This is a genomic window from Pauljensenia hongkongensis (assembly GCF_001746855.1).
GTDB classification, from domain to species: Bacteria; Actinomycetota; Actinomycetes; order Actinomycetales; family Actinomycetaceae; genus Pauljensenia; species Pauljensenia hongkongensis.
This window is the reverse complement of sequence record NZ_CP017298.1, coordinates 1,544,465-1,569,939: the sequence shown is the minus strand read 5'-3', so window position 1 is coordinate 1,569,939 and position 25,475 is coordinate 1,544,465. Positions and strand designations below refer to the sequence as shown.

The 25,475-nt window shown below is 68.9% G+C and carries 18 protein-coding genes and 1 pseudogene; 14 read left to right on the top strand and 5 right to left on the bottom strand.

Annotation, left to right across the window (positions count from 1 at the left end):
• Positions 1-97: 97 nt before the first annotated feature.
• Positions 98-1,414 carry an ROK family transcriptional regulator gene (locus tag BH719_RS06455; RefSeq protein ID WP_009744007.1) on the bottom strand — a complete coding sequence of 439 codons (1,317 nt, stop codon included), beginning with the start codon at positions 1,412-1,414 and terminating at the stop codon, positions 98-100.
• Positions 1,415-1,781: 367 nt separating this feature from the next.
• Between BH719_RS06455 and BH719_RS06450 the strand changes: the two genes are divergently transcribed.
• The 3 genes from BH719_RS06450 to BH719_RS06440 all read left to right on the top strand — a co-directional run bounded on the left by BH719_RS06450 (position 1,782) and on the right by BH719_RS06440 (position 6,334).
• Positions 1,782-2,666: an endonuclease domain-containing protein gene (locus BH719_RS06450; RefSeq protein ID WP_245683270.1), complete on the top strand. Its 885-nt coding sequence runs from the start codon at positions 1,782-1,784 to the stop codon at positions 2,664-2,666.
• Positions 2,667-3,699: 1,033 nt separating this feature from the next.
• Complete coding sequence (gene xylA, locus BH719_RS06445) at positions 3,700-4,881, top strand: xylose isomerase (RefSeq protein ID WP_009744005.1); 1,182 nt, start codon at positions 3,700-3,702, stop codon at positions 4,879-4,881.
• Positions 4,882-4,978: 97 nt separating this feature from the next.
• Positions 4,979-6,334 carry a xylulokinase gene (locus BH719_RS06440; RefSeq protein WP_009744004.1) on the top strand — a complete coding sequence of 452 codons (1,356 nt, stop codon included), beginning with the start codon at positions 4,979-4,981 and terminating at the stop codon, positions 6,332-6,334.
• 257 nt (positions 6,335-6,591) lie between these two features.
• Here the strand turns inward: BH719_RS06440 and BH719_RS06435 are convergent, their stop codons facing one another.
• The gene (locus BH719_RS06435; protein ID WP_009744003.1) at positions 6,592-7,656 is read right to left on the bottom strand and encodes a LacI family DNA-binding transcriptional regulator; all 1,065 of its coding nucleotides are present in this window, start codon (positions 7,654-7,656) and stop codon (positions 6,592-6,594) included.
• Between the two features lie 221 nt (positions 7,657-7,877).
• On the opposite strand from BH719_RS06435, the gene BH719_RS06430 reads away from it, so the two are divergent.
• The 4 genes from BH719_RS06430 (at position 7,878) to BH719_RS06415 (ending at position 13,049) form a co-directional block, all read left to right on the top strand.
• Positions 7,878-9,179, top strand: coding sequence for an extracellular solute-binding protein (locus tag BH719_RS06430; protein ID WP_009744002.1), 1,302 nt, complete (start codon positions 7,878-7,880; stop codon positions 9,177-9,179).
• A gap of 12 nt (positions 9,180-9,191) precedes the next feature.
• On the top strand, positions 9,192-10,148 hold the full coding sequence (locus BH719_RS06425) for a carbohydrate ABC transporter permease (protein ID WP_009744001.1): 957 nt from the start codon (positions 9,192-9,194) through the stop codon (positions 10,146-10,148).
• Positions 10,145-10,972, top strand: coding sequence for a carbohydrate ABC transporter permease (locus BH719_RS06420; RefSeq protein WP_009744000.1), 828 nt, complete (start codon positions 10,145-10,147; stop codon positions 10,970-10,972). Before BH719_RS06425 ends, BH719_RS06420 begins: the two co-directional genes overlap by 4 nt.
• A 61-nt stretch (positions 10,973-11,033) precedes the next feature.
• The gene (locus tag BH719_RS06415) at positions 11,034-13,049 is read left to right on the top strand and encodes a right-handed parallel beta-helix repeat-containing protein (RefSeq protein WP_009743999.1); all 2,016 of its coding nucleotides are present in this window, start codon (positions 11,034-11,036) and stop codon (positions 13,047-13,049) included.
• 25 nt (positions 13,050-13,074) lie between these two features.
• On the opposite strand, the gene BH719_RS06410 is transcribed toward BH719_RS06415, so the two are convergent.
• The 3 genes from BH719_RS06410 to BH719_RS06400 all read right to left on the bottom strand — a co-directional run bounded on the left by BH719_RS06410 (position 13,075) and on the right by BH719_RS06400 (position 16,642).
• On the bottom strand, positions 13,075-14,277 hold the full coding sequence (locus BH719_RS06410; protein ID WP_009743998.1) for a mannitol dehydrogenase family protein: 1,203 nt from the start codon (positions 14,275-14,277) through the stop codon (positions 13,075-13,077).
• Between the two features lies 1 nt (position 14,278).
• Complete coding sequence (locus BH719_RS06405) at positions 14,279-15,292, bottom strand: carbohydrate kinase family protein (RefSeq protein WP_009743997.1); 1,014 nt, start codon at positions 15,290-15,292, stop codon at positions 14,279-14,281.
• 69 nt (positions 15,293-15,361) lie between these two features.
• A complete protein-coding gene (locus BH719_RS06400; RefSeq protein ID WP_009743996.1) occupies positions 15,362-16,642 on the bottom strand; it encodes an ROK family transcriptional regulator in 1,281 nt (426 codons plus the stop codon).
• Between the two features lie 178 nt (positions 16,643-16,820).
• Between BH719_RS06400 and BH719_RS06395 the strand changes: the two genes are divergently transcribed.
• From BH719_RS06395 to BH719_RS09690, 7 genes and pseudogenes are all read left to right on the top strand, one after another.
• A complete protein-coding gene (locus BH719_RS06395; protein ID WP_034255332.1) occupies positions 16,821-17,852 on the top strand; it encodes a TIM barrel protein in 1,032 nt (343 codons plus the stop codon).
• A 247-nt stretch (positions 17,853-18,099) separates the two neighbouring features.
• A complete protein-coding gene (locus BH719_RS06390; protein ID WP_009743994.1) occupies positions 18,100-19,224 on the top strand; it encodes a substrate-binding domain-containing protein in 1,125 nt (374 codons plus the stop codon).
• Positions 19,225-19,286: 62 nt separating this feature from the next.
• Positions 19,287-20,828, top strand: a complete 1,542-nt coding sequence (locus BH719_RS06385) for a sugar ABC transporter ATP-binding protein (protein WP_009743993.1) — start codon at positions 19,287-19,289, stop codon at positions 20,826-20,828.
• A gap of 13 nt (positions 20,829-20,841) precedes the next feature.
• The gene (gene mmsB, locus BH719_RS06380; protein WP_009743992.1) at positions 20,842-22,047 is read left to right on the top strand and encodes a multiple monosaccharide ABC transporter permease; all 1,206 of its coding nucleotides are present in this window, start codon (positions 20,842-20,844) and stop codon (positions 22,045-22,047) included.
• A 716-nt stretch (positions 22,048-22,763) separates the two neighbouring features.
• Entirely contained in the window at positions 22,764-23,270 is a 507-nt protein-coding gene (locus BH719_RS06375; RefSeq protein ID WP_009743991.1) for a DUF6318 family protein, read from the top strand.
• 187 nt (positions 23,271-23,457) lie between these two features.
• Complete coding sequence (locus BH719_RS06370; RefSeq protein ID WP_009743990.1) at positions 23,458-24,537, top strand: DUF6318 family protein; 1,080 nt, start codon at positions 23,458-23,460, stop codon at positions 24,535-24,537.
• Positions 24,538-25,048: 511 nt separating this feature from the next.
• Positions 25,049-25,475: pseudogene (locus BH719_RS09690) on the top strand (hypothetical protein); the annotation flags it as partial.

The following is a 25,475-nucleotide window of genomic DNA, read 5'->3' as shown; positions in this document are numbered from 1 at the left end:
CGCGGGGTCCTGGACATCGAGGCGCCCGCGGGGGACGCCCCGCTGGTCGTCACCGCGCCCGCAGTCTGAGCGCGGGGAGGGGCGGCGAACCCGGCCGCTACCGCAGCGCTGCCTGATCAGGCTTCTCCGCGCGCGCACGCGGCCATTCGCCGCCGGACTCCTCCTCCAACCAGGACAGGGGGTCGTCCACCAGGCGCTGCAGCACGCGCAGGGCCGCTCCGCGCGCCGTCAGGGACTTCGACTCGCCCCACACGCGGATCATGGGCGGCACCCAAGCCGCCTGCAGGACCCGGGTCCCGAGCTCCTTCCGGGCCGGTGCCACCAGTGCCGGAGCCAGTTCGGCGACCACCCCTCCCAGGATGACCACGGGGATGTCGGTGGCGTTGATGACCGCCGCCAGGCAGCGCCCCAGTGCGGCCCCCGCCTCGTCGAGCGCCGAGCGGGCGCGCTCCGAGACCGCCGCCTCGCGCAGTATGTCCGCAGCCCGCGCCCCCCGGTCCAGGCCCGCCCGCGAAGCGAGCGCGTACATGCCGAGGTAGGACTCCAAGCAACCGCGCGCGCCGCACTTGCACATAGGGCCGTTCGGGTCGGCGCAGATGTGCCCGATCTCGCCCGACCAGCCGCGCACCCCCCGAAACGGCCTGTGGTCGACGACGATGCCGGAACCGACGCCGACCTCGCCCGACACGTAAATGAACGAAGAAGGGCCGGAGGGCGCGCCCGGCACACTGTGCGCCACTGCGAACGCCGCCAGGTCCGCCTCGTTCGCCACGACCACGGGATCCAGGCAGGAGATGGGGGCCAGCAGCTCCTCCAACGGGATGTCCCGCCACCCCAAGTTGGGCGCCAGCGCCAACGCGGTCGGCGACACCAGGCCAGGGATCCCCACGCCCGAGCCCAGGAAAAGCGCCCCGGACGGCAGGCCGGCATCGACCACGCGCCGGGCCGCCCTGGACGCCCTGTGCATCGTTTCGATGGGGTCGGAGCCGGCGAAATCCCCACGGACGCGCTTGCGCGCCAGTACGCGCCCCGTCAAGTCCACCAACATGATGTCCAGCGCCGAAACATTCATCTCGATGCCCAAAGCCGCCACTCGCCCCGCCGTCGGGGTGAGTCGGTTCGCCGGGCGGCCTCGCCCCGAATCGCCCACGGGGTCCAACTCCTCGACGAAACCGCGCCCGATCAGGTCATCCACCAAGCGGGAGATCGTCGCCCGCGTGATCCCCGTCGACGACGAGATGGCCGCCCGAGTGATCTCGCCGGGGTTGGCCAGGATCTTGCGGAGCACCAATGACAGGTTCGACGCTTTGAGGTTGGTCGCCCTCATTCCCTGTGTGAGCCGCTCCCCGTGCGCCGCCTTGAAACACGTGTGCCCGTTTCCGGACGAGGCGGGGGCGGCGGCGTGATCGGGCATGGCAACAGGCTACCGGTAGTTGTTCGAGAAGAAGGGACTGATGGGTGCGGTGCCGTGCCGCGCGGCCACTGGGGCAGGAGGGGTGGTTGAGGGCGGCGCTGTGGGCTCGTCGCGCGGCGACGGCGTGTCATCATCCCCAGGTGGGATGGGTGGCGCGGAGTTGTCCACAGGCGGAGTTGTGGCTGTTGCGGGAGGGGAGCGCGCGGCGGAAGGTGGGTGCACGAGGGCAGCAGTGAGGGAGCGCGACATGGATGTTGCAGGGATGCGGGCAGTTCGATCCGCACTCGTGCTCGCAAGGGACCTGTCGGGGCGAAGCGGCATTTCTAGACGGGCGTGTTCCGGGGAACTGCTGAGGATCGCCAGTGGCGTGTACCTCGAGGCCAAGGCCCTTGAGGGACTTGAACGATGGCAACAGGCCGAGTTCATCTACTGCGCCAGGCTCCATGCGGTTTGCGCGAAGCGCGGGAGCGCGGTCCTTTGCGGGCAAAGCGCCGCTTTCGTCCACGGACTGCCCATGGTGGAGATGGGGGAGGTGGCCTGCTATTCGAGATCCGCCCACGGGCAATCCGTCATGCGGTTGCCAGCGGTGCGCATCCCGGGCTCCATCGTGGTCAAAGGGCTTGCCCTTCGCCCATCCAGATCGGCCCATGGCGGGCGCATCGCGGAGGCCGCTGGCCTGCGGGTGAGCGACCCGCTGGAAACCGCGCTGGAGTGCGCATTCGGAGAGCACGAGGAGACCGCATTCGTCCAGACCTGTTCCGCTCTCCACCTGTTCAGCGGATTCAGCCGGTTCAACGCCGATAGCCGCAACGGCGCTGAAATGTTGCGCCAGCACCTGCTGGAGGGAATGGCGGCGCTGCCCCTGGTCAGGAAAATGCGGGCCAACGCCCGTTGGACCCTGGAGAACGCCGACCCCGGGTGCGAGTCCCCGGGCGAGTGCCGGGTGCTGTACGCCTTGAAGCGCGCGGGGCTGGAGGGGCTGCTCACTCAGGTGGAAGTGCCCACCCCTGGGGGCATGTTCTTCATCGACATCGCCATTCCAGGACTGGGGATCGCTATCGAGTTCGACGGACGCGTGAAGTACGGGGCCTCCGTCCGTGAGGTCCACGAATCACTGGAGGCTGAGTCGCGGCGCCAGCGGCTACTGGAATTGGCGGGGTGGACGGTGATCCGCGTGCGGTGGGGTGATCTCAAACGGATTGACGAGATCATCGCGAGGGTGAGATTGGCGATCGCCGCGAGAAGGCGGTGAAAGGGAGGAACGCCGCCGCGGGGCATCCCCGATGGGCGGGTGCCGGTGCTCGGGGCCGACGGAACGGCGGCTCCGTGCCGACGGTGCGCCCGTTGCGCGCGTGTGCCGAAACACGCGGCAGAAGGGCGCGGCGCTGGAGTCGAAGCACGTCCAGACAGTTGGAGGCGGACGGAGCGCGAATCGACCACTCAACGACCGGGGTGTTCCAGAGGTTGTGGTCCAAAATGCGTCTGAGTCTCGAGTGGGAACGCGGGCTTGACGGCGAGTTGTTCCAAAAAGCGTCTGAGTCTCGGGAAAAACGGTGGATTCTGCCGAATTCGGGGTAACTCAGACGCAATTTGGACCAGCACGCTGCAGCACCGCCTGGGAACTGCGAGACTCAGACGCATTTTGGACCATTTCTGCGCGGTCGGCGCTGCTGGAGTGGATCATCCTGGGTGCGGCGGAGGTTCTGAGTCCAGGAATCCCCAGTGGGTCCCGCACGGAGGAGCGGCGCTCGGGGCCCGCCAGGTGTGAACCGAGAGCCGGTCGCCGTTCGGTTCTTCAAAAGAGCCCTTCGTCTTCGGCGCGATCGTGGTGGTGTGATGGCCGCTGCTCGAACCGGTAAGCCAGTGGGCCTTCTCAGAGAGTTCTGCGGGCGCGTGTTGAGCGGTCCGCAGCGCAGGGCGCGCCGCTCAGGCTGTGAAACGGAGGATGGCGCCCGTCAACGTCGTAGGGTTCCTGAGAACCCGCAATGGCGGCGTGGTCGGGCGCGGCAACAGGCTATAGGCGGTTGGTCGAAAAGTAAGGGTCCGATGGGGGGCGCTGCGCCGCGCGGCCGCCGGGGGTCAGTGGGTATGAGCGGGATCCCTTTGGAGTTTGCGGGTGTGGGCGGGATCCCTTTGGGGTCGGCAGGTGTGAGCGGGATCCCTTGACGCGGCCCCCTTTCCCGGTTTAAGTTTAGTTCCGTAACAAAACAGTGACGGCCCCTTCCCGCGGACGCCCGGACGGGCCGGCCTCCTGTGAACACCGCCGTTCCCGAAAGGACACACACATGACACGCCAGCCCCGCCCCGAGGACAAGTTCTCATTCGGCCTGTGGACCGTCGGCTGGAACGCCGTCGATCCCTTCGGAACCGCGACCCGGCCCGTCCTGGACCCGTGGGAGTACACCGCGAAACTCGCCGAACTGGGCGCGTGGGGCATCACCTTCCACGACAACGACGTCTTCGACTTCGCGGCCACCGACGCCGAGCGCCACGACCGCGTCATGAAGGTCAAGGAGGCCGCGGACGCGGCGGGCGTCGTCATCGAGATGGTCACCACCAACACCTTCACCCACCCGGTCTTCAAGGACGGCGGGCTGACCAACAACGACCGCTCCATCCGCCGCTTCGGCCTGCGCAAAGTCCTGCGCAACGTGGACCTGGCCGCCGAGCTCGGCGCCACCACATTCGTCATGTGGGGCGGGCGCGAGGGCGCCGAGTACGACTCCTCCAAGGACCTGAACGCCGCCTTCGACCGCTACAAGGAGGGCCTGGACACGGTCGCCGGCTACATCAAGTCCAAGGGCTACGACCTCAAGATCGGCTTGGAACCCAAGCCCAACGAGCCCCGCGGCGACATCTTCCTGCCCACCGTCGGCCACGCGCTGGCCCTCATCGCCGAGCTGGACAACGGCGACGTCGTCGGCCTCAACCCCGAGACCGGCCACGAGCAGATGGCCGGCTTGAACTACACCCACGCCCTGGCGCAGGCCCTGAACGCCGGGAAGCTCTTCCACATCGACCTCAACGGCCAGTCCGGCCTCAAGTACGACCAGGACAAGGCCTTCGGGCACGGCGACCTGGTCAGCGCCTTCTTCACCGTCGACCTCATCGAGAACGGCTTCCCCTGCGGCGGACCCCGCTACGAGGGCCCCCGCCACTTCGACTACAAGCCCAGCCGCACCGAGGGCATGGAGGGCGTGTGGGAGTCCGCCTCGGCGAACATGGAGATGTACATCCGCCTGGCCGAGAAGGCCAAGGCGTTCCGCGAGGACCCCGCCACGGCCGAACTGCTCAAGGCGGCCTCCGTCTACGAGCTCGGCGAGCCCACCCTGGCCGAGGGCGAGTCCGTGGAGGACTTCCTGGCGGACGCCAGCGTCTACGAGGACTTCGACGCCGACGCCAAGGGCGCGCGCGAGTACCATTTCGTGGAGCTCTACCAGCAGGCCATGCGCCACCTGATCGGCTGACGCCGACGAGGCGGGGACCGGGTGCGGCGGGCGGTTCCGTCGCCGCCCGCTCCCGGCCCCGCCAGCCCCAGCGAACCACGCGAATGAGGAGCACACCATGAGCACACGCCCCTACGTGGCAGGCGTCGACACCTCCACCCAGTCCTGCAAGATCGTCATCGTCGACCCCGGGACGAACAGGATCGTCCGCCAGGGGAGGGCCTCCCACCCCGATGGCACGGAAGTGGATCCCCAGGCGTGGTGGGACGCCTTCCTCGAGGCGGTCGACTCCGCCGACGGCCTGGACGACGTGCGCGCGCTGTCGGTGGGCGGCCAGCAGCACGGCATGGTCGTGCTCGACGCGCAGGGCCAGGTGATCCGCCCGGCGCTTCTGTGGAACGACACCCGCAGCGCCGCAGCCGCGCGCGACCTGATCCGCGCCAAGGGCTCGGACGGGCGCGACGGCGCCGACTCCGAGGGGGCGGCCTGGTGGGCAGGGGCCACGGGCTCCGTCCCCGTCGCCTCCCTCACCGTGACGAAACTGCGCTGGCTTGCGGACAACGAGCCGGAGAACGCGGCGAGGACCGCCGCCGTCTGCCTGCCCCACGACTACCTCACCTGGCGGATCGCAGGCGGTTTCGAGGCTGTGGGCCTCAAAGGCCTGGTGACCGACCGCTCCGACGCCTCGGGCACGGGCTACGTGGACCGCTCGGGCGGCCAGTACCGCTTGGACATCCTGGCCGACGCCCTCCGCATCGACGAGGAGACGGCCCGCTGGATCGTCCTGCCCCGCATCGCCGGGCCGTGGGACACCGTTGGCCACGGCGACCCGGCGCGCGGCTGGGACGCCATAGCGCTGGGCCCCGGGGCGGGGGACAACGCCGCGGCCGCCCTGGGCGTGGGCCTCACCCCCGGTGCGGCGCTGCTCAGTCTGGGCACCTCCGGCGTCGTCTCGGCGGTGTCGGACCATCCCGTGTCCGACCCCTCGGGGCTGGTCACGGGCTTCTCCGACGCCTCGGGTAACTGGCTGCCCCTGGCGTGCACGCTCAACGCCTCGCGTATCATCGACGCGATGGCGCGGGTCACCGGACTGGACTACCAGGAGTTCGACGAGGCGGCCCTGGCCGTCCCGGACGCCGCCGGGCTGCGTCTGGTGCCCTACTTCGAGGGCGAGCGCACCCCGAACCTCCCCGACGCCACTGCCTCCCTGGAGGGCATGACGCTGGCGAACTCGGACCGGCAGCACGTCGCGCGGGCCACCGTCGACGGCCTGCTGGATCTCATGCGCTTCGCCCTGGACGCGATGCGCGCGCTGGGGGTCCCCGTCGAACGGGTACTTCTGGTCGGCGGGGGCGCCAAGTCCACCGCCGTGCGGGCACTGGCCCCGCAAGCACTCGGCGCCGCCGTCGAGGTGCCCGAGCCGGGAGAATACGTCGCCCTGGGAGCCGCCAAGCAGGCTGCCCGCCTGCGCTGACAGGGCGCCGAACACAATTGAATACCGCTGCGCACAACTGAATACACACACAACTGAATACCGCCCACCACGCACAACTGAATATCGCTGCGCACCGCAGGGGCGCGGGCCACAACGGCGTGGTCTGCGCCCCTGCCCCCATCGCGCAGGGCACGCGCGACCTCCGAGGAATCGGCGGGGCTGCCGTCCGTCCCTGCTCCCACCGCACAGGGCGCGCGCATTCGGAGGGGTCGGTGGCGCTCCTCATCCCCGCATGATCACGCGTGCCCGGCCCCGGGCGCCGGGCACGTCGAGTCCCGGATCACGAGGCGCGTCTCCAACCGCATGGGGTGGGATGCGGACGTCCGGCCCTCGTGCTGGTCGATGACCGCGCGCGCTGCCGCCTCCCCCATGTGGCGCATCGGCTGGCGGACGGATGTGAGGGGCGGGGATGACAGGGCCGCTAGTTCGGAGTCGTCGAAGCCGATGACGGAGCAATCGCGGGGGACGGCGACCCCCAGTGAGCGGCACGCCTCGATGGCCCCCAGGGCCACGAGGTCCGAGGCGCACATGATCGCGGTTGGGCGCTCGAATTCGGGCAGGCGCAGGAACGACAGGGCGGACGAGTGCCCGGAGGCGAAGGAGTAGTCGTCGCCCCCGACCAGTGCGGGAGGGACGTCCAGGCCCGCCATCCGCATCGCCGACCGGTACCCCTGTTCCCTTTCCCCCGCCGGCATCGAGTCCGTCGCCCCCCGCGAGAACGCGATCCGGCGGTGGCCGAGTCCGATGAGGTGCTGGGTGGCGGTGAGGGCGCCGTTCCAGTTCGTCGCCCCGATCGTCGTCACCCCCTCCTCGACGGGGCCCTTCGGGTCGACGGCGACCAGGTGGAGGCCCAGGCGCCCGCAGCCGCGCACGAGCGAGGGGTCCACGTGGGTGGTGGCGACGATGACGCCGATGTGCGTGCGGCTGACCGCCGACAGCCAGGCGTCCGACAACGGGCGGGTGGCGTCCGGAGCCCCGCCGATGCCGAGGTGGCCCGATGTCAGCAGGTACCCCTGCCCGGCGCACTCGCTGATCGCGCCGCTGAGCACGTGCGCCGTGTAGATCGAGTCGAACTCGTTGGTGACGAAGGCGATCGATTGGACGGCCTGCGCCGCGCCCGTGGGGCGGTAGCCGAGCTCGGTCGCGATCGCCGCGATGGAGTCGCGCGTCGCCGCCGAAACGTCTGTTCTGCCGTTGAGCGCCTTCGACACGGTCGCGCGCGATGTCCCCGCGGCCTCGGCGATCATGGCGATGGTCACCCGTTGGCGGGGGGCCGGGCCTGTGTTCCCAGTGTCAATCATGTCATAGAGTATACGAAATTATTTCGTGCACGTTGTCCGCTCGTTCTACCTAGTTAAGCAATGCAAACAAGCCTTGACAGAATTTGTTTTTGTTCTAAACTGGAACATGGAAGCGGAAATATGCGAAACAGTTTCGTTATTCCTCGGCAACGACGCCCGCTTCCCCGGCCCGAGGGGCACCCGGGTCGGCGATCGAAGTGGATCACTGGAAGGACTGACCCGTGAGGACGAGAATACGAATGATGGCCTCCATCGGCGCCATCGCCATGGGCGCCAGCCTGGCGCTCTCCGCGTGCGGCGGGGCGAAGCCGGGAGGCGGCGCGGACGGCAGTGCGAGCGCCTGGGCCGTGACAGGGGGAACGCACGAGCAGATCTGGCGGACCTCCTTCGACAAATGGAACGAGGCGCACGCCGACGCGCAGATCAACGTCGAATGGTTCGCCAACGACGCGTACAAGGAGAAGGTCCGCACCGCCATCGGCTCCGACAACGCCCCCACACTCATCTTCGGCTGGGGCGGGGCCACCCTCAAGGACTACGTCTCCTCCGGAAAAGTGGTGGACATCACCGATGCGACGCAGCAGACGGTCGCCAAGGTCATCCCCTCGATCGCCGAGGGCGGCAAAGTCGACGGCAAGGTCTACGGCGTCCCGAACGTGGGCACCCAGCCCGTCGTCCTCTACTACAACAAGCAGCTCTTCGACCAGGCGGGGGTCGCGGTCCCGACCACTTACGACGAGCTGCTCGCAGCGGTGGACACTTTCAAAGCACAGGGCACCACCCCCATCGCGCTCGCCGGGGCCTCGAAGTGGACGAATATGATGTGGCTCGAGTACCTCCTCGACCGCAACGGCGGGTCCGAGGTGTTCAACCGGATCGCGGAGGGCCAGGCCGGCGCCTGGTCCGACCCGGCTGTGGAAACGACCCTCACCCAGGTGCAGGACCTCGTGAGGGCCGGCGCGTTCGGTGACGCCTTCGGCTCGGTCGTCGCCGACAACAACGCCGATGTCGCCCTGGTCCACACCGGCAAGGCCGCCATGCTCCTCCAGGGGTCGTGGGCCTACGGCACCTTCCTCACCGACTCCCCGGACTTCGTCAAGGCGGGCAACCTCGGATTCGCGGCCTTCCCGACAGTGGCCGGGGGAGTGGGCGACCCCAGCGCAGTCGTCGGCAACCAGTCGAACTTCTGGTCGGTCTCCGCCAGCGCCTCGCCCGATGCGCAGACGGCCGCGAAGGACTACTTGGCGGATCTCTTCACCGACGAGTACGTGAAGTCGATCGTCGACGGCGGCGACATCCCCCCGACGATCGATGCGCAGAAGTTCATCAAGGGGACGGAGCAGGAGGAATTCGTCGGGTTCGGGTACGACCTGGTGCTGGACTCCTCGAACTTCCAGCTCTCGTGGGACCAGGAGCTCGACTCCGCCACCTCGCAGGTGCTGCTCGACAACATCCAGCAACTCTTCGCGCTGTCGATGACGCCCCAGCAGTTCATCGACTCCATGAACGCGACGATCAAGTGAGACGGGCGCGCCATGAGTTCACGTGATCGGGGAGCCCCGGCACCGGCCGCCGCGCCGGCGCTCCCCGCCCCGCGGGGCGGCCGCGGGAACCAGGGGTCGCGCGGGAGCGGTCCCTCCGGCCTCTACGCCCTCCCCGCCCTCGCCTTCTTCGCCCTCTTCGCGATCATCCCGCTGATCGGCGTCCTCGTCCTCAGCTTCATGAACTGGGACGGGCTGGGCGCACCGGCGTGGGCGGGGTTCGACAACTGGTCCCAGACCCTCGCCGACCCCCTGACGCGCCACGCCATGGTCCTCACCCTGATCGTCATGGTGGTCTCGTGGCTGGTGCAGACCCCTTTGTCGATCCTGCTCGGCGTCTTCATGGGGTCGCGGCAGCGCTACCGCGAGTTCCTCTCGGTCCTCTACTTCCTGCCGCTGCTGTTCTCCGCCGCCGCGCTCGGCATCGCCTTCAAAGCCCTGCTCGACCCGAACTTCGGCTTCTCCCAGGCCCTGGGGATACCCTTCCTCAAACAGGACTGGCTCGGTTCGCAGGCGCTGGCCCTGCCCGTGCTCATCGCGATCATCAGCTGGGCGTTCATCCCCTTCCACTCCCTCATCTACCAGGGGGGCGTGCGACAGATCTCCAAGTCGCTCTACGAGGCGGCCGAACTGGACGGGGCCTCGACCTGGCGCAAGTTCTGGTCGATCACCATCCCCCAGCTCAAGTACACGATCATCACCGACACCACCTTGCAGCTGGTGGGGGCGCTCACCTACTTCGACCTGATCTACGTCATGACCGGCGGCGGGCCCGGGAACGCGACGCGCATCCTGCCGCTGCACATGTACATCGCGGGCTTCAAGAGCTTCGACATGGGGCAGGCCGCGGTCCTGGGCACGGTCCTCCTGGTCGTCGGGCTGGCGCTGTCCCTGGGGCTCAACAGGCTCTCGGGCGCCTCGAGAATGGAAAGCCAGGCGAGCGGGCAATGACAACGCACAAGGGCTTCGACCGTTACGTCTCCGGTGCCCTGGGATGGTTGTGGCTGATCGTCACCATCGTGCCGATCTACTACATCGTCATCACCTCCCTGCGCTCGCAGTCCTCCTTCTACACGGAGAACCCGCTGCTCCCCACGGGCTCGCCCACGCTCAAGGCCTACGCGGACGTCTTCCAGAACAAGTTCTGGATGTACTTCCTCAACACCGCGATCGTCACCGTCGTCTCCGTGGCGGTGATCCTGCTGGTGTGCGTGATGATCTCCTACTACATCGCGCGCAGGAGGAACACGTGGTCGCGCAGGGCGCACTCCATGATCCTCCTGGGCCTGGGGATCCCCATGCAGGCCGTGATCGTGCCCGTCTACTACCTGGTCGTCCAGCTGGGGCTCTACGACTCGCTCTTCGGCATCATCGCGCCCTCGATCGCCTTCGCCATCCCCGTCACCGTGATGATCATGGTCAACTCGATGCGCGACATCCCCGAGGAGCTCTTCGACTCGATGGCGGTCGACGGCGCGAAGGACTGGCAGATCCTGTGGAGGCTCGTCGTCCCCCTGTCCGCCCCCGCCGTCACCACAGCGGGCGTCTACCAGGCGCTCCAGGTCTGGAACGGGTTCCTGTTCCCCCTGATCCTCACGCAGTCGGGTTCGGTGCGGGTGCTGACCCTGAGCCTGTGGACCTACCAGGGCCAGTACACCTCGAACATCCCCGCGATCCTGGCGGCCATCATCCTGTCCGCCCTGCCGGTCCTGGTCGCCTACGCGGTCGGCCGCAAGCAGATGGTCGCCGGCCTGACCGCCGGTTTCGGCAAGTAGAACAACTCCGCGCGGGGCGGGTTGGGCCCGCCCCGCCGACCCCCGACGAAGGGAAAAGCACATGAGCACGATCATCCACGTCGCCACCACCGGCTCCGACGACGCGCCGGGCACTGAGGAGCGCCCGCTGCGCACCATCGACCGGGCCGCGCGGCTCGCCATGCCCGGCGACACCGTCCGCGTCCACGAGGGCACGTACCGCGAGCGGGTCAATCCCCGCAGGGGCGGCCTGTCCGACCGGCGCCGCATCACCTACGAGGCCGCCCCCGGCGAGCGCGTCGTCCTCAAGGGGTCCGAGGCCGTCACCGACTGGAGCGACCAGGGCGGCGGCGTGTGGAGGACCGACATCCCGAACTCCGTGTTCGGCCCCTTCAACCCCTTCGCCGCCCCGATCGAGGGCGACTGGGTGGTCGAGCCCTACGTGTTCGGCGACGAGAAGCGCCACCTGGGCGACGTCTTCATCGACGGCGTCCAACTGTACGAGGCGCCCTGCCGCGACCAGGTCTTCGCCCCTTCGCGCCGGACCAGAGTGCGCGACTCCTGGACCGGCACGACCGTGCCCGTCGAGGACCCCGACGTGACCGAACTCGTCTGGTTCGCCGAGGTCGGGGCGGGGGCGACCACGATCTGGGCGAACTTCGGGCGGCGGGCCCCCGCCTCGTCGCTCGTCGAGGTGAGCGTGCGCCCGACGGTCTTCTGGCCGTCCGAGCACCACATCGACTGGATCACCGTGCGCGGCTTCGAAATGGCGCACGCCGCGACCCAGTGGGCGCCCCCCACCGCCCACCAGCAGGGCCTGGTCGGGCCGAACTGGGCGAAGGGGTGGATCATCGAGGACAACGAGATCCACCACTCCAAGTGCGTGGGCGTGTGCTTGGGCAAGGAGGGGTCGAGCGGCGACAACTACGCGACCCTGCGCCGCGACAAGCCCGGCTACCAGTACCAGCTCGAATCCGTGTTCGCCGCCCGCCACATCGGCTGGGACAAGGAGCGGATCGGATCGCACGTCGTGCGCCGCAACCACATCCACGACTGCGGCCAGGCGGGGGTCGTGGGCCATCTGGGCTGCGCGTTCTCGCGCATCGAGGACAACTACATCCACAACATCGCGCTGCGCAGGGAGTTCTGGGGCCACGAGATCGCCGGCGTCAAACTGCACGCCCCCATCGACGTCACGATCGCCCGCAATGTCATCACCGACTGCTCGCTGGGCATCTGGCTCGACTGGGAGACGCAGGGGACGCGGATCACCCGCAACGTGCTGGCCGCGAACTGCCGGGACCTCTTCGTCGAGGTCTCCCACGGCCCCTACACCGTCGATCACAACGTGCTCGCGTCCCGTGCCTCCGTCGAGATCGCCTCCTGCGGCGGCGCGTTCGTGCGCAACCTGATCGGCGGCACGGTGCGCCTCGACCCCATCATGGACCGGGCGACCCCCTACCACGTGCCGCACTCCACGCAGATCGCCGGCTTCGGGTTCATCCCCGGGGGCGACGACCGGTGGGTGGGGAACCTGTTCTTCGGCGGGGACGCGGACGAGGCGTACGCCCCCGACGGCTGGTTCGGCGGCAGGGCCCACCACGGACTGGAGGGGTACGCGCCCTATCCGGCGTCCTGGGAGCAGTACATGGAGGGCGTGGGGGAGTCCGCCACCGACCACGAGCGGTACTTCGGCCGAAAACTGCCCGTCTACGCGCGCTCTAACGTCTACCTGGAGGGGGCGCGCCCCTTCGACGGGGAGGAGGGCAGCGCCGAAATCCCGGGGGAGTGCGCCCTCTCCGTGTCGGTGCGCGCCGGGGTCGGGGAGGGCCTGGCCGGTCCGGACGCCGCCCTGCGGCTCGTGGTGTTGCGGGTGGCGCTGCCCGGGGACTTCTCCGGTTTCCGGCTCCCGCTGCCCCAGGGAGCCGATCTGGAGCGCGCCTACTACGCCGACGCCGAGTTCGAGGCGCCCGACGGCTCGCCGGTCGACCTGGCCGCCGACCTCAGCGGGGCCGTCGCCCCCGCGGGCACGATGGTGCCGGCGGGGCCGCTGGACTCGCTGGCCGGTGGGACGCAGGAGGTGGCGGTGGTGCGGTAGCGCCGGCCCGGGGCCCGGGGGGCGGTCACGCGACCGTCCCCCGCAGGGGCGAGGCGTCGATCAGCGCCTGCTGCCCCTCCCAGTCCAGGCCGTGGGCCAGGGAGTCGAATTGGAGGCCGAACAGGTCCCTGGCCGGACTGCCCCCCGGGAAGAGGTGCGCGTCGACGTGGGCGAGGGCGCGCGCCTCGTCCCACCCGTCCTCACCGGCCAGGCGCCGGGCGCCGACGGCGAGGGCCAGCGAGAGGTACTCGACGGGGGTGCCGGCCCGGCGGGCGAGGGCGTAGGCCCCGATGAAGCGGTCCTTGGCGCCGAGCTTGCGCTCCGGATCGCGCCCGACCCGCTCCACCGTGTCCCCCAGCGCGCGGTTGGCGAACCTGGCCAGCAGGTCGTCGACGTGCAGCCCGAGGGCGCCGATGCCGGCGCCGTAGACGACGGACAGGGCCAGTGCCGACTCCATCATCGCGGCGCGGACGATGGAGTGGACCCGGGGCTCGGCGATCGCCTCCCAGATGAACGTCGCGCCCAGCAGCTCCCCCAGGTAGGCGCAGGCGCAGTGCCCCATGTTGTGGATGAGCAGCTTGCGGTCGGTGTAGAAGGAGAAGGGGATGTCCCTGACGGGGAAGAGCCCCTGGACACGGGGCTCGGGGGCGGTGAGCCCCGTCGCGTCGTAGGGGAGGATCCGGTAGGGCTCGGCGCGCACCAGGGTCGGTGGCTGGCCGGGTGCGGGTGGTGTCGTGGGGATCATGCGCCCGATCGACGTCTCCGCGAGCCCGACGTCGGTTTCGAGCCTGGCGCGGGCGGAGGCGGGCAGGGCGTCGCGGAGCATACGGCGGAAGGCGGACGATGCGTCGTGGAGGTTCTCGCACAGGAGGACGTCGAGCGCCCCGCGCCCCGCGGCCCATCTGGCCTGGAGGGCATGGGCGAGCGCCGGCGCGATGGCGCCGAGCACGCGGACCCCGACGGAGGTGGTGACCAGGTCCGCCTCCGCCACGAGGGCGTCGACGGCGGACTGGTCGGTGGAGTAGGCGGCAGTGACGCGCGTGACGACCTGCCGGAGGACACCGGAGTTCGACACGGTCTCGTGGATGTAGGAGCGGTCTTCGCCCAGCCTTTCGACCAGGCGGGGGTCGACGTCGAGGAAGGCCACGTCCCATCCGGCGGCGCTGAAGAGCTCGCCGATGAAACCGCGTCCGACGTTGCCGGCTCCGAAGGCGACGAGGAGCGGCATGTCAGGCCCCCGGGAGTTCGGTGGCCAGGGGGCGGCGCAGGAGTTTCTTCCCCACCACCTCGGAGGCGAAGCGGATGGCCTGGCGGGGGCGGGCCCGGCGCGTGAGCGCCACGAGGAACGCGGCTTTGAAGGTGTCGCCGGCGCCATTGGAGTCGAGGGGCTGGTCCGTCTGCCGCTCGACGAGGATGGCGGGGTCCCAGATGGACTGCCCGGCCCACTCCTCGGCGTCGATGCCCGTCAGGCGCGCGAGTCGGCCGAGTGCATGGGTGTCGGAGGTGGCCAGGTGGGCGCCGTGCTTCCCCGCAGTGATGAGGACCATAGCGGCGCCCTGGGCGATGAAGGCGCGCGCCCGCTCCTCGATCCGCGCCCGGTCGAAAACGGGGTCGATTCCGGGCAGGCAGGAGGCGATGTCGTCCCACGAGGGGCAGAAGACGTCGGCGTGGGGGAGCACCCGCGCGAAGAGGAGGTCCCAGTCGATCGCCCGCAGGGGCGAGTTGCGCGCCAGGTAGGCCAGGTCGAGGGAGGTGGCCCCCTCCTGGGCGTGGGCGCGCTCGAAGAGGTCCACGATGGGCCGTCCGGAGTCGGCGCACATCGCCGGGCACAGGGTGGGGTAGCCGAAGTGCAGGATCGAGCGGGGCTGCAGAGCCCCCTCGCCGCGGTATTCGTCGTTCGCGCCGGTGTGGTGCCAGAAGGAGCGGTCCTCCCCGGGGACGCACACGACGACCGAGTACGAGGTGGCGGCGGTGGGGTGGACGATGAGCTCGACGTGCCCGGGGTGGGCGTCCTCCAAGTGCCTCCTGCTGATGAGGCCGAGGTCGTCGTCGCCGACCATGCCGGAGAGGAAGACTTCGGCGCCGAGTTGCCCGATTGCGCGCGCGCAGTTCGAGATGGTGCCCCCCATGCGCACCTCGATGGGCCCCACTTCGGTGAGCTCGCCGGGGACGATGACCTCGCGGGAGCGCAGTCGGGGTGTCAAGTCGACGCAGACGTGCCCTGCGACCTGGATAGAGACCACGGTGTACCTCCTGGTTCGCGATTTATGTTCGATTGTAGAGCGTAAATCGTGAATCGGGTAGGGGTCTTCCTAATCTGTTTCGTGTTGGGCGCCATTCGGGGCCGGTGCGGGCCCGTGCCGGTCGATCCAGGCGGCGGGCTGGGCGATCGTGGTGTTGAGGACCTCCAGCGCCCCGCCGGTGCACGCGGGGAGCACGGTGATGGGGCACGCCTCGAGCACGATCCCCCTGCTGGCGTGGCCGAGGACGCGCGCCCGCAGCTCCCGGGTGATCGGCGGGGTGAGCCAGGGCAGCAGGACGCCCAGCGACGTGCCGAAGACGATCCGGGGGATGTCGAGGAGGTTCACCGCGATCGCGATGGCGATGCCCAGGGCCTCGCCCGCCGCCTCGACGGCCCTGGTCGCGCGCTCGTCGCCGTCGGACAGGCGCGCGGTGAGGGCGTCGATGGGCGCGTCGGGGTCCAGCCCGGCGGCGCGGCGCAGCGCGTTCTGTCCCGCGTAGGCCTCGAGGCAGCCGCGCGATCCGCATTTGCACGCCAGCCCGTCGGCGTGGACCGTGGTGTGCCCGACCTCGCCGGCCCAGCCGTGGGCGCCCCGGATGGGCGCGCCGCGGTCCATGATGGCGCCGCCCACCCCCACGTCGCCGAAGATGTACAAGAAGGCGCCGTCGGCCAGGAGCTTGCCGGGGCGCTGGTAGGCGGCCGTGAGGCTCTGGAGGTCGGCGTCGTTGCGGGTGAGGGTGGGGACGCCCAGCGCCTCCCACTCCCGGCCGAGCATCGCCAGGGGGTCGAGGTCCGACCAGCCCAGGTTGGGGGCCACCAGGAGGCGCTGGTCGTGGGCGTTGAGCAGGCCGGGTATGGCCAGGCGCGCGCCGATGACCTCCGTGCCGGTCGCGCGCAGGTTCGTGGCCATCGCGGCCGCGGACCTGCCGAGCAGGCGCAGGGTCCCCGCCGGATCGGACTCCACGTCGGCGCTGTCGAGGCGGAACTCCGCCAGGGTGTTCCCGCCGAGGTCGAGCGCCCTGCCCGCGACGAAGTGGACGTTGACCTCGAGCCCCAGTGCCGCGATCGTCCGGGCAGCCGGGGCGATCGGCGGCCCCGGGCGCCCCCGGCCGGTCGCGCCGCCCGGGTCCTGCTCGTGGGCGAAGCCGGAGTCGAGGAGGTCCTGGATGAGGCGGGAGACGGTCGCGCGCCCGAGTCCGGTCGCCGAGGCGAGGGCGGCGCGGGTGGGGGGCGCGTCGGCGGCGTAGATGGTGCGGCTGAGCAGCGCCAGGTTCTGGTGGCGCACGTTGGCGTGGCCGACGGCGCCTCCGCCGGCGAATCCGTAGTCGAGGGGGGAGCGCAGGGGTGCCATGGGAACGAGGTTAGTTCATGAACAGTATGATTGTGCGAAAATCAGTTGACACGCTCCTCATCGCTGTTATAGTTTCGACGTAGAACATTATTCGGTGTTCGTCTCAACCGCCAACCGTCACGCCCCGATGGGCACGCACAGCCGCGTTCCGGGGCGGCGGAGTGAGGAAACGATACAGGTGACCAGGTTCAAGTACACAGTCGGCCCGTGGAACGTCGCCGAGGGGACCGACGTCTACGGGCCGCCCACCCGCCAGCCGCTGGCCATGCGCGAGAAGGTCGCGCGCTTCGCGGAGATGGGGTTCTCGGCCATCCAGTTCCACGACGACGACGCGGTGCCCGATATCGCCTCGAAGTCCGTCGCGCAGATCGAGGACGAGGCCCACGAGCTGCGCGCCCTCCTCGACTCCCTGGGTGTGGGCTGCGAGTTCGTCGCCCCCCGCCTCTGGTTCGACCCCGCCTTCAAGGACGGCGCGTACACCGCCCCGAAGAAGGAGGACTGGGAGCGCGCCATGTGGAGGACCGAGCGCTCCATAGACATCGCGAACATCCTCGGGGCCGACCTCGTCGTCCTGTGGCTGGCGCGCGAGGGAACACTGTGCATGGAGTCGAAGCCGCCGGTCGCCATGATCCGGCAACTCGTCCGCTCCCTCGATCGGATGCTGGCCTACGACGACCACGTCCGCATCGCCATCGAGCCCAAGCCGAACGAGCCGATCGACCGGTCGTACGCGGGGACCGCAGGCCACGCGATCGCCCTGGGGGATATGACAGCCGACCCGTCGCGCTGCGGAATCCTGGTCGAATCCGCCCACTCGGTCCTGGCCGGGCTGGACCCCACCCACGACATGGCCTTCGGCCTCGCCTCCGGGAAACTGTTCTCGGTCCACCTCAACGACCAGAACGGCATGAAGTTCGACCAGGACAAGATCTTCGGCTCCGAGTCGCTGCGGTCGGCCTTCAACCAGATCAAGCTCCTGGTGGACAACGACTACGGGTCGAACGGCGAGTGCATCGGGCTCGACGTGAAGGCGATGCGCTCGACGGGCGACCGCTTCGGCTTCAAGCACCTGGAGAACTCCCTGCGCGTCGTGCGGCTGATGGAGGACAAGGCAGCCCTCTACGACCAGTCCGTCGTCGACTCGCTCGTCGCCGAGGACGACTACGAGGGGCTCGAGATGTACATCCTCGAGCTGCTCCTTGGGGTCTGAAACGGCCAACCGGCCCGCCCCTCGTCCAGGCGGATGCCACCACTCACCGGAACACGTCGCGGATGCGCGCAGGGGGCGACGGGCAGCACCACTCGCACGACGGCACCACGACCGCGCGGGCCAGCATCGCAGGTGCGCGGACCGCTCGGGGCTTCCGCTCGGGCTCTGCGGCACCGCATTCGCACACACCCACCACGAACGGCGGCGGCCACGGACCGCCGCGGCAACGATGCCAGGAGAGCACACCATGAAACTCATCAGACTATTCGCAGCGGCCGCCACGTGCGCCATCGCCCTCGCCGGACTCGGGGCGTGCAGCTCCGAGCGCGGGGGCACCGGCACCGGCGGCACGGGAGGGGCCAGCGCCTCGGACACCCTCGTGGGGATCGCGATGCCCACGAAGTCCCTGGAGCGGTGGAACCGCGACGGCTCCCACCTGGAGGAGATCCTCAAGGGGAAGGGCTACCAGACGTCCCTGCAGTACGCGGACAACAAGGTCGATCAGCAGATCACCCAGATCGAGAACATGATCACCCAGGGGGCCAACATCCTCGTCGTCGCCTCGATCGACGGCACCGCCCTGGGGCCGGTCCTGCAGAAGGCGGCCAACGCGGGCATCAAGGTCATCGCCTACGACCGCCTCATCAACGCCACTGAGAACGTCGACTACTACGTGACCTTCGACAACTACAAGGTCGGCCAGTTGCAGGGCGAGTACATCAAGCAGCAGGTGGCGTCGATGACGCCGCCTGTCTACCTGGAGCCCTTCGCGGGGTCGCCCGACGACAACAACGCGAAGTACTTCTTCTCCGGGGCGTGGGACGTCCTGCTCCCGCTCGTGGAGGACGGAACGCTCGAGGTGCGATCGGGCAAAGCACCCAAGGCCAACGACGAATGGCAGTCCATCGGAATCCTCGGATGGAGCTCGGACGACGCGCAGGCCGAGATGGAGAACCGCATCAACTCCTTCTACTCCGACGGCACCAAGGTGGACGTCGTCCTGTCGCCCAACGACTCGCTGGCCCTGGGCATCGCGCAGGCGCTCGAGGGCTCCGGCTACACGCCGGGATCCGACTACCCCCTGCTCACCGGCCAGGACTGCGACAAGGCGAACATCAAGAACGTGATCGCCGGCAAGCAGGCGATGGACGTGCTGAAGAACACCGAGCTCGAGGCGGAGCAGACCGCGTTGATGATCGACCAGATCGTGTCCGGCCAGCAGGTCGACATCAATGACACCACCACGTACGACAACGGCGTGAAAGTGGTCCCCACCTACCTGCTGGCGCCCCGGACCGTCACGAAGGACACCGTCAAAGAGGTCCTCGTGGACTCGGGCTACTACACGGCGTCGGACATCGGACTCGAGTGAACCAATGGCCCTGCGGTGCGCCGGGGCACGCCCCCGGCGCACCCCGAGGTTGGGAGAACCACATGACAGAGCAACCACAGTCCGCCGTCATATTGAAGATGGAGGACATATCCAAGGACTTCCCGGGGGTCAAAGCGCTCTCGCACGTGACATTCGACGTCCGGGAGAACGAGATCCACGCGATCTGCGGAGAGAACGGCGCCGGAAAATCAACCCTCATGAAGGTGCTCTCCGGTGTCCACCCCTACGGGTCCTACGGGGGCAGGATCCTCCTCGACGGACACGAGGCCGCCTACCGCTCCGTGAAGGACTCCGAGAAGGACGGCATCGTCGTCATCCAGCAGGAGCTGGCGCTCTCGCCCCACCTGTCGATAGCTGAGAACATCTTCCTCGGCAACGAGCGCGCCACCCGCGGCATCATCGACTGGGACCGCACCAACGCCGAGGCAAAGGAACTCATGGCGGAGGTCGGACTCGACGAGTCGCCCTCGACGAAGGTCAGCGACGTCGGCGTCGGCAAACAACAACTCGTCGAGATCGCCAAGGCGCTCGGCAAGGAGGTGCGCGTCCTCATCCTGGACGAGCCCACGGCCGCCCTCAACGACGACGACTCCCAGAAGCTGCTCGACCTCATCGTCGGGCTCAAGCGGAGCGGGATCTCGTGCGTCATCATCTCGCACAAGCTGTCGGAGATCCGGGCGATCGCCGACCGCGTCACCGTCATCCGCGACGGGCAGACCATCAAGACCCACGACGTGCGCGCCGGCGGGGAGATCACGGAGGACGTCCTCATCCGCGACATGGTCGGGCGCGCGATGGAGAACCGGTTCCCCGACCACGAGCCGCACATCGGCGACGAGGTCCTCCGCGTGGAGAACTGGTCGGTTGTGAACCCTGTCACCGGCCGTCGCGCGTTGCACGACGTGTCCTTCACGGCCCGGGCCGGGGAGATCGTCGGGATCGCGGGACTCATGGGAGCGGGCCGGACCGAGCTGGCCATGAGCGTCTTCGGGCGCTCATGGGGCCGGTACGAGTCCGGGGACCTCTACCTGCGGGGCGAGCGGATCGAGGTGGCGTCCGTGAAAGCGGCCATCAAGGCGGGGATCGCCTACGCCTCGGAGGACCGGAAGCGCTACGGGCTCAACCTGATCGCCTCGATCAAGCACAACGCGACGTCGGCGTCGATGGACCGCGTCTCCAAGGCGGGCGTCATCTCCGACATCACGGAGTACCAGCTGACCGAGGCGCAACGGGCGAAGACCCGCACGAAAGCGCGCTCCGTGGATGTGGTGGTCGGGACCCTTTCGGGGGGGAACCAGCAGAAGGTCGTGCTGTCGAAGTGGCTGCTCACAGAGCCGGATGTGCTCATCCTGGACGAGCCGACGCGCGGCATCGACATCGGCGCGAAGTACGAGATCTACACCCTCATCAACGAGCTGGCCGACGCGGGCAAAGCCGTCGTGGTCATCTCCTCGGAACTGGTGGAGCTGCTGGGCCTGTGCGACCGCATCTACACCCTGAGCTACGGGCGCATCACCGGCGAGGTGGAGCGCGCGGACGCCACCCAAGAAATCCTCATGTCCCACATGATGCAAGAGAGCTGAAGGAGCCCCTGTCGTGAGCACACAAACCGCAGAAGCCGCGGCCCCGTCCGAGAGGACCTCGTGGCTGAAAAGAATCGACCTCGGCCAGTACGGGATCACGCTGGCGCTGGTCGCGGTCGTCGTATTCTTCGAGGTGATGACCGGCGGGAGGCTGCTTCGCAGCAACAACGTCGCCTCCCTGATCCAGCAGAATGCCTACGTCATCATCATGGCGATCGGCATGCTGATGATCATCATCGCCGGCCACATCGACCTGTCCGTCGGATCCCTCATCGCCTTCATCGGCGGCGTCCTGGGGATCGCGATGGCGCAATGGAACCTGCCGTGGGGCCTGGCCGTCGTGCTGGCGCTCGCGATCGGCGTGGCCGTGGGAGCGTGGCAGGGCTTCTGGGTGGCGTTCGTGGGCATCCCCGGATTCATCGTCACCCTGGCCGGGATGCTGCTGTTCCGCGGCCTGGCGATCGTCATCGTCCCCCAGACGATCGCGCCCCTGCCCTCCGGGTTCGTCCAGATCGCCAACGCGGGCATCCTGGGGTGGTTCGCCTACATCGGCGTCTACGACGTCTTCACCATCGTCCTCGGCGTCGTCCTGGCCGCTGTGTTCGCAGTGTCGCAGCTGCGCAGGCGGGCCTCGCTGGTCAAGCACGGCCTCGTCGTCGAGCCCCTGTGGCTGGCCGTCGTGAAAATGGTGGGGGTGGGCGTGTTCGTCATCGCCTTCGCCTTCATCCTGGCCGGCTCCGCCATCGGCCTGCCCTTCGTCCTCGTGATCTGCGCGGTCCTGGTGCTGGTTTACGCCTTCGTCCTCAATAAGACGACCTTCGGGCGCTACATCTACGCCGTGGGCGGCAACCGTGAGGCGGCGAAGCTGTCGGGCATCTCCGTGCGGTCCATCAACTTCTGGATTTTCGTCAACATGGGGCTCCTGGCCGCCATCGGCGCTATCGTCACGACGTCCCGCGCGGGCGCGGCGGTGTCCGCGGCCGGCCAGAACTACGAGCTGGACGTCATCGCGGCCTGCTTCATCGGCGGCGCCGCCGTGTGGGGCGGCATCGGGCGCATCTCGGGCACCATCATCGGCGCGCTCTTCATGGGCGTGCTCAATATGGGGCTGTCGATCATGACGGTCGATTCCGCGTGGCAGCAGGCCATCAAGGGCCTGGTGCTGATCATCGCCATCGCATTCGACCAGCTCAACAAGGCGCGCAGCGCGGACGGTTAGTGGGGTTCGCCGCTGTTTCTGGCGGTGCGCCGGGCACGGGCCCGGGGGACGAGGCGGTGGCCGTGTTCCCCGGGCCCCTCCGCGCCAGCGGTTCCTCGGTACCGCCCCGGCACTCCGCCGGCCCGCTGGGTACTGGGAAGGGGCGCGCGGCGCTACCAGAGGACTTTGTACTGCGCGGCGCGTACCCGCAAGAGTGTGCGGGATGAGCCCCTTCCCCTCCCTCGGTTACGCACACAAGGGCAGTGTTTTCGAAACACCCGGCCGCACACAAGGGCGTGATTCCGCCGTTGTGTGCGATCCTGCGTTGCGTAATCCGGAGCCTTGTGTGCGGTCCTGGCGGGGATCGGGTGCTCGGGCGGCGCCCCTGTGGTTGTGGCGAGCCGCGCGGGGATCGGGCACCCGGAACGGCGGACGCTCCGGGCGGCTCTCGGAGCGCGGTTCCGCCTGTGGTGGGTGGGATGGTTGTGCGCAGACTGTGGTGGGGGTCTGGCGGTGGGGGTGTGTGGGGCGTTACTATCGTGGGTGAGTGAAGCGGGCCACTGTGGTGGTTCGGGGTTCGTCACGAGGATGTGGTGCTGGTGGGAGTGTTCCCTGGTGCGGGGTGTTGCCCTGGTGGGCGTCGGTTGGGCGGCGCGTGGTGGCTCGTGCTGGCGCTGTGCGTGGCGGGGGTGTCGGGGTGTTCGGGCGGTGGTGGCGCGGGTGCTGAGGGGCCGGTGATGAGTGGGGACTATTACGTGCAGTCGGATGGGTCGTTGCGCCGGCCCGGTGGTGTGGGGGAGTTCCCGGTGCCCGATCCTCTGGTCGGGGAGTACTCGGACGCGGGGGCCGAGGCGATGGCCTCGTATTACTTCGAGACGGTCGCCTATGCGTGGAACGTGGGGGATCCGCGCGCGTTCATGGACATGGTTGTCGTCAGTTGCCAGGCGTGCGAGGACACGGCGGTGCGCATAAGGGAGGCTTACGCCGATGGCGGGTGGGCCGCCAAAGCGAGGGCCTCGGACTTCCAAGTATCGACGCCAGCGCAGGTTGACGACCAACAGACCTACGGGGATGAGACGTACGCGGTGGACGTGTCGTTCAGTGAGCGCACGCCGGACGTGTACGCGAACGGGACTCTGACACCCGGGGTCGAGCGCGTGCGCGGCGCTCGGGTGCTGGTGGGCTGGGACGGCTACTTCTGGCGCGTCGTGGAAGTCGAGGACCAACCGCAGGACGGATCATGACCATCAGTAGTGGTGGTCGGGGGTCGGTGGCGGGGTCTTCGCCCCGTCTCTTCCGGTGCTGGGATGCAATGGTTATCCACAGACCATGGTGGGGGTCTGGCGCTGGGGGTGTTCGGGGCGTTACCATCGAGGGCAAGTGAAGCGGGCCACTAATGTGGGCCGTTCCTGGCACGAGGATGTGGTACCAGTGGAAGCAGACGACACCCCCCTGTCCCACGGTGGGCGCGGGCGGGCTGACGGGGCGGGCGCCGTCGGCGCGGTTGACAGCGCCTCCGTGTCCGACGGTGGAGGCGCAGCCGATTCTTCCGGCGAAGCGCTGGGCGGCGGAGCGGTCGGCGGTCCGCTCGACGGCGGGCCCGGCCGCGCCACCGTTTCCGGTCCCGTCGGGCCGGACGATGGTTCTGTCGGCGGCTCGCGCTCTGACGGTGCCCCCGTCGGCGCCCCGTCCGCCGGCGCTCTTCCTGCTGACGGTCCCGTCGACGAGGCGCCCGCTGACGATTCTGTTGACGACCTGCCCGCTGGTGATGGTGGTGGGATGTCGCCTGTGGTGCGCGAGTACGTGGAGGGGTTGCGGCGTGAGGCGTTGGCGCGGGATGCGGAGTTGCGGGCGCGGGGGATCGACCCGTACAAGGGGACTCCTGTGGATGGGGGGCCGCGTAGGCGGTTGGGCGCGCGGGCCCTGGCGGTGCTGGTCGTTCTGGTGGCGGCTGTGTCGGTGGGCGCGTATGTGGTGTTCTTGCGGGGGGAGCCGGATTACGGGATGAGCCATGGCTACCAGGTCCAGTCCGACGGGAGCCTGAAGCGCCCGCCCGTCACCGACAAGGCGCCGGAGCAGCCCGAGGAGATGAGTGCTGGCGGTGAGACGGGAGCGAAAGCCACGGCCCGCTACTACCTCAAGGCCCGTGCCTACGCGTGGAACACGGGGGACACCGGGCCCCTGAAGTCCATCAGCGAAGAGAGCTGCGTGCACTGCCAGAACGCGATCACCCATGTCGAGGAGTTCTACGCCCACGGCTACTGGGGGACGGGCGGGTACAACGATGTCACAGAAACGCAGATCGTCAGAAGTTTGGACGAGAACGAGTTCGGGCCTGGCGCCTACGCGATCCAACTCCGCTTCGACGAGCACATGCCCAAGGGCTACACGAGCAACGGTTATGTGGATGCCACAGTCCGCGACACCATTATCAAATTGCACGTGCACTGGGACGGGTCCGCCTGGCGGGTCATGGAAGGGGCGGCAGAGAATGCTGAAGACGTCAAGTGATGCGCGGGGGCGCGCTGGCACCGCCTTCGCGGCAGTGGCCCTGGCCCTCACACTGTTCGCCCCACCCGCAGTGGCGGACGACCCAGACTTCTCCATGAAGGGCGAACGCGACGATGGCGGGAGTGGTCCGGCTATTACTGTCGAGGCGAGTCAGAGGTCGACTGTTGCTCATGGCGGTTCGCCGTCGTCGTCGGTTGGGGGTGGTTCCGGCGGGGGGTCTGCTGGTGGTTCCGCGGACAATGCTCCGGCGGTTCCTGCGGCGTCCGAGGCGCCTGGGGGCGGGTCGGTTCCGGGTGGGCGTGCGGCGGGGGGTCCGTTGGAGATGGTGTGCACGGGTGAGCGGGAGGGGATCCCGGGGTCTGCGGCGCGGCCGGGGGATGCGGGCGCGGCGTCGTCGCACTGCCAGTACGTTCCCGGCACCGCCCCCACCACGCCCCCGGCGGACGAGGGCGAGCCCGCCGACGAGGGCGGGGGCGGTGAGGGGGAGGCGCCACCCAGTACGGAGACGATTGTGCGCACCGCGCTGGCGCGGGTGCCGGTGTCGGGGGCGGGTCTGTCGTGGCAGCCGCGCAAGAAGTCGTACACCAACGCAGGGGTGCCCACCATCGTCTACGCCACTGCCCCTTCTCAGACCCACACCGCGTCGTTGTTCGGGCGGGAGGTGGTGATCACCTTGACGGCGTCGCGCTACTCCTACGACTTCGGGGACTCCACGCCCCCGTTGGTGACCGCTCGGGCGGGGGAGCCGTGGAGGAGGGGCAACAAGGAAGCGAGACTGACCCACCACTACGAACAGGTCACCCGCGGGGGTGAGAGGCGGGTGATCGCGTTGACGACGACGTGGGACGCCACCACCACCAACCCCTTCACGGGCGAGACCCTCACCCTGCCGGCGGTGGTGACCACCACCGAGCAGTCCAGTCCCTTCCCCGTGTTCC

Bases quoted from the DNA above. Each gene is read 5' to 3' on its own strand.
- xylA (WP_009744005.1), top strand. From the start codon at position 3,700: ATGACACGCCAGCCCCGCCCCGAGGACAAGTTCTCATTCGGCCTGTGG.
- BH719_RS06390 (WP_009743994.1), top strand. From the start codon at position 18,100: ATGAAACTCATCAGACTATTCGCAGCGGCCGCCACGTGCGCCATCGCC.
- BH719_RS06375 (WP_009743991.1), top strand. From the start codon at position 22,764: ATGAGTGGGGACTATTACGTGCAGTCGGATGGGTCGTTGCGCCGGCCC.
- BH719_RS06440 (WP_009744004.1), top strand. From the start codon at position 4,979: ATGAGCACACGCCCCTACGTGGCAGGCGTCGACACCTCCACCCAGTCC.
- BH719_RS06385 (WP_009743993.1), top strand. From the start codon at position 19,287: ATGACAGAGCAACCACAGTCCGCCGTCATATTGAAGATGGAGGACATA.
- BH719_RS06415 (WP_009743999.1), top strand. From the start codon at position 11,034: ATGAGCACGATCATCCACGTCGCCACCACCGGCTCCGACGACGCGCCG.
- BH719_RS06455 (WP_009744007.1), bottom strand. From the start codon at position 1,414: ATGCCCGATCACGCCGCCGCCCCCGCCTCGTCCGGAAACGGGCACACG.
- BH719_RS06420 (WP_009744000.1), top strand. From the start codon at position 10,145: ATGACAACGCACAAGGGCTTCGACCGTTACGTCTCCGGTGCCCTGGGA.
- BH719_RS06410 (WP_009743998.1), bottom strand. From the start codon at position 14,277: ATGCCGCTCCTCGTCGCCTTCGGAGCCGGCAACGTCGGACGCGGTTTC.
- BH719_RS06425 (WP_009744001.1), top strand. From the start codon at position 9,192: ATGAGTTCACGTGATCGGGGAGCCCCGGCACCGGCCGCCGCGCCGGCG.
- BH719_RS06435 (WP_009744003.1), bottom strand. From the start codon at position 7,656: ATGATTGACACTGGGAACACAGGCCCGGCCCCCCGCCAACGGGTGACC.
- BH719_RS06400 (WP_009743996.1), bottom strand. From the start codon at position 16,642: ATGGCACCCCTGCGCTCCCCCCTCGACTACGGATTCGCCGGCGGAGGC.